Here is an 11,146-nt window from a genome sequence, read left to right as displayed (position 1 = left end):
ACACCTATGTCAAGGGCCGGATTCAAACTCACGCTGTGCGGGGAGTGAGCTTCGAAGTTGCTCGAGGTGAGACGATTGCGCTTGTTGGAGAGTCTGGCTGCGGGAAGTCTTCGACTGCGCGGTTAATCGCTGGTCTGGAAACAGCGACGAGCGGTAGCGTCAGTGTAGCGGGCCATGATATCGCCGATATTGCCACTGATAAGAGGCTTCGCCGGCTCGTCCAAATGGTCTTTCAACACTCCGACCAGGCTCTAGATCGGTCCTGGAATGTAGAAAGGATTGTAGCGGAGCCATTGCTCAGAATGGATGGACTTCGACTTTCTGCCGCCCGCACTCGAACCGTGGCGGCGCTAAATAGTGTCGGATTAGGTGATGACTTCCTAAGCAGACGACCACGCGAACTCTCAGGTGGTCAATCGCAACGGGTCGCGATCGCTCGCGCTCTTATAAGTCAACCTGAACTTGTGGTATTGGATGAGCCAACCGCAAGCCTTGACCAGTCGGTACGAACTCGTGTTCTAGATCTCCTGAAGCGCATCCAGGAAGAGCGAAACGTGGGTTATGTTTTTATTTCTCACGACCTCGCAAGCGTAAGACGCATAGCAGATCGAGTCGCCGTGATGTATCTCGGACGCATTGTTGAAATTGGCAGGACAGCGGAAATCTTCGCGAATCCGAGGCATCCGTACACACAAGGCCTACTTCGCTCTGAGCCACCAATCGATCCGGCAGTCAAGTGGGAGATCACGCCAATGAAGGGAGAAACTCCAAGCGCATCCGCAATTCCTGATGGATGCGCGTTTCGCGGTCGTTGCCCTATCGCCGACGAAGCTTGTGCGACGGTTGATCCTCTACTCCTTCCGGTTGGTAGCACGCGACAGTTGGCCTGTATCCATCGATCCGTGGACGGACCCATCTGAAAATCTATATTCGCTATATCCGGCGAGAGTGGCGCACCTGGTGCCACTGATGGTCAACTCTCGAATGGTTATTGCGAGCGGACGAAAGCGAACTTAACTAGATGACAAATATGAATGACTCGGAGTGCAGCATGCAGATGGATCCCTTTTCTTCCGCCGTTGAGGTTGCCAGTCGCATTCGAAAGCGTGAAGTTACCCCGCTTCAGGTCGGCGAGTTCTACTACTCACGGATGCTACGACTGAACCCACATTTGAACGCCATGGCGAGCTTGGAGGATGACTTCCTCGAACGAGCTGAGATGGCGACCGCAGAGATGGGAAGGGGAGGGGATTTGCCTCCCTTCTTCGGAGTGCCGATCGCAATAAAAGACGTCCAGAACGTGAAAGGACAACCGAATACGAAGTCCTCGTGGGCAGTCTCAGGCGCACCCCAACGCGAAAGCGATATCTTCATTGAAAGACTCCTTGAAGCTGGATTTATCCCGATCGGCCGCACTACGTCTTCTGAGCTTGCTGCGGATGGAACGGGCGAGAGCATCAAATATGGCCGGACGCTGAACCCCTGGGGCGTCGAGATAACTCCTGCGGGTTCAAGTGGGGGATCGGCCGCAGCGGTTGCTGCTGGACTAGTTCCAGCCGTCACTGCTACTGACGGCGGCGGTTCGATCAGATTGCCCGCTGCGGCCTGCGGGTTGGTAGGGCTTAAGCCATCGCGTGGTCTATTGCCGCAGCGCGTTCCTAATTGGGAAGGCTCATCGGTGGACGGGGTCTTGAGTAGGACTGTAGCCGACACCGCTGCAATTCTGGATGTGACCGCGGGGCCTGATCCATACGCATGGACTTTATCAGCTGCCTCTACCCCCCGCTTCGTGGAGTCGATTCGGAATAAGCCGCAAGCACTTCGGATCGGAATACTGACGGAGGCGCCAGGTGACATCTTCGTTCACAGCGATTGCGCAGACGCTGCGCGCGCGGTTGCTGACAGATTAGCCGGGGAAGGACACCGAATAGTTGAAGTTAATCCTTCCATCATTCAGAGCCCAGCGATCAGTCTGTTTCGAGAGTTTGTTGGCCCGGCCGGAACTCATCTGCTTGATTATGACCTAAGTCAGCCGATGAATCCGGATACGAAGAGTCGGCTTGCGTTGATTGATCAAATGTCTGTACGAGAATACGTGCGGGCGGTCGCGGAAATGAAGCGCTTGACCCGCATTCTGGTTAGACCGTGGCTTGAAGATTTTGATGTGCTCGTGACGCCGACGAGCGCAATTCTAACGCCGAACCAGGACGTTCTATCTGACGAGCTCAACCTCGCGGCCCCAGAGCGGAAGACTCTCAACGCAATGGGGGCTTTCTCCGGATGGGTGAATGTAGCTGGCCTACCTGCAATTTCAATTCCTTCCCATGTGGATGGCCGGGGGTATCCACTTGGCGTGCAGTTAATTGGCAAGCCATTTGCTGACTGTCTTCTGCTGCAACTGGCGGCCGGTCTTGAGGCACAGCTCCAGTGGGAGCGGCGCCGCCCGCAACAAATGGCTGAGGTACCGGCCAGCAACTATTGAAACGTTCAAGTGCGAAAAGATAGCCAGAATGTGACTGATCAACAACGACCGAAAGATGTTATGGAGGAAATGGGTATGGATACTACGGAACACGACAGACGGCAAATAATCGCACTACACAAAAAATGGTGGAAGGCAAACGTTGGCCTCGATATTCCGTCGATGCAAGAGTGTTTCCCATCGGGGAAAAATTTTTCAATGTTCAACCGAAATAGTTTTAGCTATTTTGGTGTCGATGAACTTAGTGACCTCTGGCAGTACCTTATTGACCAAAATCTCCACACGCGGTTGTCCCAGACAGTCGCAATAGTTCGCATCGAGGTCCGAGCGGACACAGCATGGGTGATTAGCGAGCTTGTATTTAAGCTGGATGAGCCGGTCACGGCTGATCGACAGCCCGATGACCATTCAATTTTTGGGAGCATGGCCACAGAAATTTACCACAGAGATAACGGTGACGGTGCGCCAGAGTGGAAAATGTGGCATTTTCAGTCGGCAAAACTGCAGCCGAAGACGGAGCCCCGAATCCCGTTCGGCGACACGTTTGAGGATCGCGGGCTGGGCGGTGGCCCTTATGGTGAGCCGATCACCTACACGTACACCCTGGCTGATCGCGACTCACCGAGCTTAGAAGAGTAGGGCTGAATCGTGGATGAGAACCCGGGAATGCGACTTTCTCTCATGCTCAGCAGCGCAATACCTCCAGAGCAAACTGTTGCTGTTGCTCGTTTCGCGGAGGAGTCTGCATTCTCTCGGCTGTGGATAACAGAAGACTACTTTCGAAAGGGTGCTTTTGCTACCGCGGGGGCCGTTTTGGCATCGACCCACGGGCTCGGAATTGGACTCGGTGTCGCTTCCCCATATTTGCGTAGTCTCCCGGCGCTGGCGATGGAAATTTCAACGCTTGAGTTGATGTTTCCAGGCCGCTTCGTGCCAGGAGTGGGGCTCGGGGCTAAACAAGCGCTTTCTGCGCTTGAACGCACTCCATCTAAAGCGATTGGGTCATTGCGTAGTCGGATGGACGCTACGAGAGCACTCCTGGCTGGGCGTGCGGTCACTTGGAGTGATGAGTTTGACGCACTTCATGGCGTGGAACTTGACTTTTTTCCTCCATCCCCGACGCCCATCTGGTTGGCTGCAGAAGGACCTCAGATGCTCCGACTTGCAGCGCAGAGCGCTGACGGCCTTATTCTCTCCGCATTTTCCTCGCCGCACTTTATTCGGTGGGCTCGCAATGAGATCAGTGCCAAGCTGGTTTCACGCAAGGCCGGTTTTCCAATTGTCTCGTTCGTCTATCTGAGTGTACATTCCGACCAAGCGACTGCGTACCGGAACGCCCGACACTTTGTGGCGAAGAGCCTTTCTTCAGCCCAGGGCGGATTTACGTTGCAAAAGAGCGGGCACTGGGATGAGATCGAACCATTGCTCGGCGGGCCGGCTGAAACTATCTTTGATGCTCTGCGGGAAGATGTGGTTGGGAGCTACGTGGCGTACGGGACGGTGGAATCATGTCGACAAATGTTGGAGCGGTATCGAGCTGCTGGAGTGAGCGAGATCGCGTTGGCGCCCATTCCGGTGGGGGGCAAGAAGCTAGAGCTGGCAGAAATCATGCCGCTGTTGGCACAACTGTCAGCCGATATGAAATGAGAAACCTCGAATGACGAACTTCAAAGACCTCATCGCAACCGCGGTAAATTGCGAAGCGGACAACCTGACCGGGCTCTCTCAAGAGCTCCACGCTTATCCCGAACTTGCTTTCGAAGAAGTGCGAGCTCATGATCTCTTGACAGGCGCTTTAGAGCAGGCCGGGTTCGATGTAACCCGATCGGCCTGCGGGCTCGATACTGCGTTTCGAGCGGAGATCGCGAGTGGCCCCGGCCCGACTGTAGCTATAGTTTGTGAATATGATGCATTGCCCGAGATAGGCCACGCTTGTGGCCACAACGTGATCGCAGCAGCTGGGATTGGTGCAGCAATTGCCGCAGCCCGCGCACTCTCCAGTGAATGTTCTGGAAGAATAGTGGTTCTGGGTACCCCCGCCGAAGAAGGCGGAGGAGGCAAAGTTATCATGATCGAACGCGGCGCATTTGACGGCATTGATGCAGCGATGATGGTTCATCCCGCTGGCAGCGAACTAACAGAGATGAATACGATAGCAATTCAGCGCATGCGCGTCGACTATCATGGCCTTGCCGCGCACGCGGCAGCCGCCCCGCAGCGCGGAAGGAATGCTCTGGATGCCGCCGTGCTCGGATACGTAAACGTTGCGGCGCTGCGGCAACACATTTCCGGAGACGAACGAATTCATGGCATCATTACTCAAGGCGGAACCCTCCCGAATATCGTGCCTGAACATACGCAGGCGGAGTGGTATATGCGATCGCCAACGCTTGACGATCTCAACAATCTAGTCGAGCGGGCGTGGAACTGCTTGGAAACCGGATCTCGAGCCGCGGGCTGCGACCTGACCCACGAACCGATAGGACGGGTTTACCATAATTTGGTGACCAACAATGCCCTGATGGAACTCTATGTCCAAAGCGCTAAAGAGTTTGGTCGTGACGCGAAGGTCCCAGACAAACAGTCGAATGTCATTGGTAGCACTGATATGGGAAATGTTAGTCACGTGGTACCAACTATCCACCCACTCATCAAGGTAAGCCCCAGTGATGTCGCACTGCACACCCGTGAATTCGCGGAGTATGCTGGTGGCGTTGAGGGAGATAGGGCCGTCCTCGATGGGGCGAAGGCACTAGGCCTTAGTGCCATAAGGTTCTTATCAACTGCTTCGACGCGAAGCGCTGTGGCAGGGGAGTTCCTTGCCCACCGGAAGGAGCCGTAGACTCCCATGGAGGTGCTACTGGTTACCTACTCGCCTGATCCGATAGGGCCGGAAACGAGATTGATCCAGGCGAGTCGACCGTTCTATGACCCTCTCGAAAGCGCTCGAGATGCCCTGCGATCCATTAACGGGTATGTGTTTGGGCTATTGTGCTCCAGCTTGCTCTTCTTGGAGACTCTGGAGGGCACACTCCCGCTTGGGGTTGCAAAATCGCAGAACCCACGGACTTCAGCCTGATGAGAAAGATCCTCGGCCTCATATCCATTGGAATCATCAACGAAGTCGGGTGGGTAGGGAGCTCGGAGCAAGTAGCCGATCGGCTTATTAAGTTGGTCGAGTTGGAGATTCGGCGATTCGTGGTCCTCCCACATTCAGTCGTCAGCGGCCCGTTGTCCACGATGGGGCACTTTGCCAAGCATCTCGTCCACTGAGGAGAGCAGTCGCTTTGACGTACACGGTAGTCGCATTTGACAAGGAGACAGGGGACATCGCCTTGGGCACGGTGTCCCATTCGAATTCTGTGTTAGCAAAAATTCTGACCAAAGGGAGCAACTCAAAGGAGCACGTGCTCATCGCTTCACAAGCATTTTCCAGTCCGGAGTTGGGCGGAGAGTGCGCACGGCACGCACTAGGCGGTGGAGACTTGGAATCTATTTCCAGTGTTTGCCGCCAGCATGACGGTGGGGAGTACAAGCAGGTAGTCATGGTCACTAGCAACGGTGAACTGGCAGCTTTTACTGGTGGATATTGCATTGATTTTTCCGGGCATCAGATTGATCGTGACGCGAAGGTGGCTATAGCTGGGAACATGCTGTCCGACGGTGGCGTACTTGAGGCTGCCCATTCTGCTTTCATCCTTTCATCGGGCTCAATCGACGAACGGATCCTGTACGCACTTGAGGCTGCTGGGAATGCAGGTGGTGACTTACGCGGAGACCGTTCGGCAGGTTTGGTTTTTGAATCTGATCGTATTGGCGGCAGTTTCGATATAAGAGTAGATGATCACGACACGCCACTCGCAGAGCTACGGAGGCTGCGGGACATGGCCACCCGTCGTTCCATACTTTCCACTTGTTACGAATGGATAACCCGCGGTTGTCCTGAAGCTGTTGCACAGCACCTCATTAATACTCTCCGAGAGTGCGCCGTTTCAAGTGAAGATCCGGATTTGAGGATATGGCAGTTTGTGGTTGAGCATCTTGCCGGAAGGGAACCTGGGCGCGACGCCACGCTTACGGCTGATGATGAAGTGATCGCTCGAAAGCTTATCCAGCGATTTCCTCTCGCCCACGGGCGCGAAGCGAGAGTGAGGGGGATTAGAAGTGGTTTTGATCGACACCTATCAGACCTTTAGTAATCGGGCCATTCGGGTGATGCTGAAACGGGTCTTCTCCGCGTGCATCAGTAAGAACGCTTGCCGCTAGTAGCAGATGCTTCTGGGGCCAAAAGGATGGACGCTTTTTTAGAAACGCACGTTCAGGTCCCCTTTCTCTTTCCGTAACCGCAGCGCCTCGGCCCTCACGGGCTCCGTCACCGCCGTTTCGACCGTGTCGTTACGGGCATTGAACGTGGCAACCCGACGGCACAGTGATAACTGAATATTCGCTTCTGCGGGCACCACCTGTGGTGCGGGTGAGCCCCCTCGCTCGGTAGGCCGATTGGTGTGGTTGAGCACCACCATCGGCGCGGGTGAGCACCACTTCACTAGGCTCGCCTCTCGCGCCGATTCTCCTCAGTCCGGGTGGAGGCTGCATGCGCGATGGCGTTGCGGGGGCCGACCCGCTCTCCGCGTTATGCGCACCTGCGGCCGATCCTGGACACCGGGCAGGACAAAACCGGGTACGTCCCCGATGAGCCGGAGGGCGATGATGGTGGTTACGTCCGCGGCAGCGCCTACTACGCCGGGGGCACCCGATGAGCCGGCTGGACGGGGAGACCAAACGCAAGCTCCGCGAGATGAACGCGGGCGAGTTGCTAGAGGCGATCGAGGCCCAAGACGAGACCCTGAGTATCAGCATGTCGTTCGAAGACCGGGTCCGGCTGGTCGTCGACGACGCCTACTCGTCGTTCACCCACTCGAAGGTCGCTGGCTTGATCCGGCGGGCGGGACTGCGTTACCCGAACGCTGATCTGCGCCGCGTCGATCTGCTCGACGAGCGTGGATTGAACCGGCCGTTGCTGACCCAGCTCGGCACCTGCTCGTTCGTGACCAGGCAACAGAACGTCGTTTTCCAGGGGTTCACGGGGTCGGGGAAATCGTATCTGGGTTGCGCGATCGCCAAACGCGCCTGCGAACACCGCATCCGCGCCCATTACGTCCGGATGCCCGACCTCGAAGAAGCCTGGGTCGCCGCCCAGGACGCCCCCGGCGGCGCCGGGAAGTTCCTCCGGAAGTATGCCGCCTTCACCATGCTCGTCATTGACGAGTGGCTACTCGACCGTCCGACGGAATCGATGCGCGGCATGCTGCTGGAGCTGATGGAGCGCCGTTACGGTGAAACGTCGACCGTGTTCTGCACCCAGTATCAGCAGAAAGACTGGCACCAGCGTTTGGGCTCGGGAGTTCACGCAGACGCGATCATGGACCGGATCATCCACAACACGATCTGGGTCGAGACCGGCAACTACAACATGCGGGAACAAACCGCTCTCGCCAGCACGTAATCCGTGACGGGGAGCGCCAGTGGCGCTGAGCCACATCACCACTGGTGCTCTCTCGCACGATCGGTGGTGTTGAACCGCACGATCGGGTGGTGCTCAAAGCCTCAAATACTCAATAACCAGCTTCACGGCCTCGTATTTGTGCTCAGGAGTGAACTCTCGACGGGAATTTGCCATCGCGCATACTCCTTTGAGGTGTCCACTCAGCGGGGGCAAGGCCTATGATGTGATGGCCACGACGGGGATGCGCATGAGAAACCGATGCTCACCGGCCTACGTCTGCCTGATCCGTTGGCCGAGGGGGCCGCGAGAGTGTCTTCGCGCAGCCGGACTGGCTTCGGATGAATCCCGAGCATCCTTCGGCGAGCGGCTAGCCTGAGGGCGGCCTGACGGGAAACCGATGTAGCGATTCACCCCTCTCGGCCTCATGCTTGACTTAGTGACCAGTGATACGTCAGACTTTTCAAGAGATGAGTGGAGACGATGAGGTTATGCGGATAGCGGTGATCAACTCGGATGGCAAGGATGCTCCCGTGTTGGCTGCGCCCGACGGCATCGACGTGCGGCTGCAGGAGCTGCGGGTACGAGCATTCGCGCGCACTCCTTACGACCATCTGCTGGTCGAACTGGCGCACGTCGACGCGGCCGAAACGGCGTTGGCCGATGGCTGTGACGCGCTGCTGATCGATACGTTCGGTGACTACGCCATCGAGCGCATCCGAACCGTGTCCACGGTGCCGGTGGTCGGTGCCGGTGAGGCGGGCATAGCGGAAGCCGCAGATGGTGGCCGGCGTTTCTCGATTGTCACGGTCTGGCCGGAGTCGATGGGGTGGCTCTATCGGGAGCGTCTCGCGAACTGCGCTGGCGGGGTCGCCTGTTCGGGGGTTCATCACGTCGGGGCCGAAGAGGAACTCGACCGTGTCGGTACGGCCGCCGGGGTCAAGGCGCGAATGATCCGCGGAGAGGGCGCGACCGTCGACGCCATTGTGGCAGCCTGCCATCGGGCGGTCGCTCAGGATTCCTCCGATGCAGTGCTGCTCGGGTGCACCTGCATGTCACCGATCGCCGCTGCCGTTCAATCGCGCTGCTCGTTTCCCGTCATCGACGCGAGTGAGGCCGGGCTGAGATCTGCGTATCACGTCGTGCGTTCGGGCCGCTCAGCCACGCGACCGCTGGGTACCCAGCGAGCGGGCACCATACCCTCCATCATCGACGCGTGGCTTGCCACAGGCGAGGTCCCGAATCCGGATGAGTGCGACGTCTGCGTGTTCACCGCCCCGGCTACAAAATCCAACGAAGAGAAAGGCCCCCATGCCCTCCGATAAGACCGCCGAGCTTGATGCCTACAGAGACTCGATTCGTCGCCTGATGCGTGACTTCGGCCACGACTACTTCGTGCGCACGAGCGAGGAGAAGGGAAATGCCCGTGAGCTGTGGCAGGCCCTGGGCGACGCCGGTGGACTCGGCGTGTTCATCCCCGAGGAGTTCGGTGGCGGGGGTGCGGGGATCGAGGAACTCGCGGTTCTCTCAGAGGAGACCGCGATCGCCGGCTCGCCGCTCATGCTGATCTCGTTGTCCCCCGCGGTCTGTGCCTCCATGCTCGTGCACCATGGGACCGAGGAGCAGAAATCCACCTGGCTACCGGGGCTGGCCGAAGGTTCGAAGGTGCTCGGCTTTGCGATCACCGAGCCCGATGCCGGATCCAACACCCACAAGATCACCACCCGGGCCAGGTTCGAAGACGGCCAGTGGGTTCTCAGCGGCCAGAAGTATTACGTCTCACATGTGGACAACTGCGATGCACTCATGGTTGTCGCCCAGGGCGAAGGGGGACCAGACGGCCTTGCCCCAGGGCTCAAGGTCTTTCTCGTGCCCACCGACGCGCCGGGGCTGTCTCGCACCGAAATAGCGGTCGAGGTGATCTCGCCCGAGAGGCAGTACTCCTTGTTCTTTGACGATGTGCGGGTTCCGGCGGATGCGATCGTCGGCGCCGAGGACGGCCTTGCCGTGCTGTTCACCGGGCTCAACCCCGAGCGCATCAGCAGCGCGGCTCTGCTGAACGGTATCGCCCGCTACGCGATCGACAAGGCTGCCGAGTACGCACGGACGCGCACGGTCTGGGACGTTCCCATTGGCGCGCATCAAGCCATCTCGCATCCGCTGGCACACGCCGAGACGAAGCTTGCGGGCGCGCGCCTTTTGACAGAGAAGGCCGCCCGAGATTTCGATGCGGGACAGAACGCCGGCCTGTCCGCGGCCATGGCCAAGCTGGCGGCGTCCGAGGCGGCGACCTTCGCACTGGATGCTGCGATCCAGACCCATGGCGGCAACGGCATGGCCCGCGAGTACGGGTTGTCGACTCTGTCCGGGCTGGTCCGGCTGTTTCGAATCGCACCCGTCAGCTCGGAGATGCTGCTCAACCACATCGCCCACAAAGCGCTCGCGCTTCCCCGTTCCTACTGATGAGCATTCGCTGCACCAGGGAGGGGCGGCTGCTTGACGTCGTCCTCGACCGGCCGCCGGTCAACGCGCTGAACGGTGAACTGTATGACGCGCTCGCCGAGGTTTTCGATTCGGCAACCGAAGAGGACGTGCTGCTTCTCCGGTCGGCAACACGGCATTTCTGCAGCGGCCAGGATCTCGCGGAATACACGGCAACCGACGATGGCGCAGAAGCGATCGCTCAGCTGCGGCGGGGAGCGGCGGCAATCACCGGGGCGTTGCGGTGCAGGGCCCCAATCGTGGCAGCGGTGCACGGAGCCGCGATCGGGGCTGGTGCGCTGCTGGCCTGTTCCGCTGACGTGCTGATCGCCTCAGACGACGCCTGGTTGAGCCTTCCCGAACTTCAGGTAGGCATCTCAATCGGTGGCGCGGTAGCGAGTCGAGCACTGGGCGGAGCGCTCAGCCGCCGCATGCTGCTGACCGGTGAACGCGTCGCCGCCGCCCAACTGGCGGAGGTGGGCGCGGCGCGCGTCGTCACTCGTGTCGAGCTCGACGAAAGCGCTTTCGCCGCCGCGCGGGCCGTCGCCGCGCTGGAGCCCTCGCTCGTTTCCCTTGCGCGCAGCACCTGGGGGGCGGGGGAACGCGAAGCGACCGCGCGGGCCTACGAGCATGAGATTGAGGCTTTCGTCGCACGCTGAGGCGCCTGCACGGGGGGCTGA

10 protein-coding genes and 1 pseudogene are annotated in these 11,146 nt (G+C 58.7%); all 11 read left to right on the top strand.

The genetic code is table 11. From position 1 onward, the window contains the following. The first annotated feature begins 35 nt into the window (after nt 1-35). The 11 genes and pseudogenes from DL891_RS17780 to DL891_RS06070 all read left to right on the top strand — a co-directional run bounded on the left by DL891_RS17780 (nt 36) and on the right by DL891_RS06070 (nt 11,125). Entirely contained in the window at nt 36-920 is an 885-nt protein-coding gene (locus DL891_RS17780; RefSeq protein ID WP_368665619.1) for an oligopeptide/dipeptide ABC transporter ATP-binding protein, read from the top strand. A 101-nt stretch (nt 921-1,021) separates the two neighbouring features. Beyond that, entirely contained in the window at nt 1,022-2,482 is a 1,461-nt protein-coding gene (locus DL891_RS06120; protein ID WP_111719543.1) for an amidase, read from the top strand. 75 nt (nt 2,483-2,557) lie between these two features. Further along, the gene (locus DL891_RS06115; protein ID WP_157962415.1) at nt 2,558-3,121 is read left to right on the top strand and encodes a hypothetical protein; all 564 of its coding nucleotides are present in this window, start codon (nt 2,558-2,560) and stop codon (nt 3,119-3,121) included. Nucleotides 3,122-3,130: 9 nt separating this feature from the next. Further along, nucleotides 3,131-4,129 (top strand): LLM class flavin-dependent oxidoreductase, encoded by a 999-nt coding sequence (locus DL891_RS06110; RefSeq protein ID WP_157962414.1) that lies wholly within the window; start codon nt 3,131-3,133, stop codon nt 4,127-4,129. 10 nt (nt 4,130-4,139) lie between these two features. Next, entirely contained in the window at nt 4,140-5,324 is a 1,185-nt protein-coding gene (locus DL891_RS06105; RefSeq protein WP_111719540.1) for a M20 family metallopeptidase, read from the top strand. 445 nt (nt 5,325-5,769) lie between these two features. Beyond that, complete coding sequence (locus tag DL891_RS06095; protein ID WP_157962413.1) at nt 5,770-6,678, top strand: DUF1028 domain-containing protein; 909 nt, start codon at nt 5,770-5,772, stop codon at nt 6,676-6,678. A gap of 357 nt (nt 6,679-7,035) precedes the next feature. Continuing rightward, nucleotides 7,036-7,242 (top strand): annotated as a pseudogene (locus tag DL891_RS06090) (IS21 family transposase); the annotation flags it as partial. Beyond that, on the top strand, nt 7,239-7,988 hold the full coding sequence (locus tag DL891_RS06085) for an ATP-binding protein (protein WP_111719537.1): 750 nt from the start codon (nt 7,239-7,241) through the stop codon (nt 7,986-7,988). The pseudogene DL891_RS06090 and the gene DL891_RS06085, both read left to right, overlap by 4 nt. Before the next feature lie 467 nt (nt 7,989-8,455). After that, a complete protein-coding gene (locus tag DL891_RS06080; protein ID WP_111719536.1) occupies nt 8,456-9,310 on the top strand; it encodes an aspartate/glutamate racemase family protein in 855 nt (284 codons plus the stop codon). Further along, the gene (locus DL891_RS06075; protein WP_111719535.1) at nt 9,297-10,448 is read left to right on the top strand and encodes an acyl-CoA dehydrogenase family protein; all 1,152 of its coding nucleotides are present in this window, start codon (nt 9,297-9,299) and stop codon (nt 10,446-10,448) included. Before DL891_RS06080 ends, DL891_RS06075 begins: the two co-directional genes overlap by 14 nt. After that, nucleotides 10,448-11,125, top strand: a complete 678-nt coding sequence (locus DL891_RS06070) for an enoyl-CoA hydratase/isomerase family protein (protein WP_111719534.1) — start codon at nt 10,448-10,450, stop codon at nt 11,123-11,125. Before DL891_RS06075 ends, DL891_RS06070 begins: the two co-directional genes overlap by 1 nt. The last annotated feature ends 21 nt before the right edge of the window (nt 11,126-11,146 follow it).

Origin of the sequence: Homoserinimonas sp. OAct 916, from assembly GCF_003260275.1 — a bacterium.
GTDB lineage: Bacteria > Actinomycetota > Actinomycetes > Actinomycetales > Microbacteriaceae > OACT-916.
The sequence above is the reverse complement of the archived record's forward strand: the minus strand, read 5'-3'. Positions and strand labels throughout refer to the sequence as shown.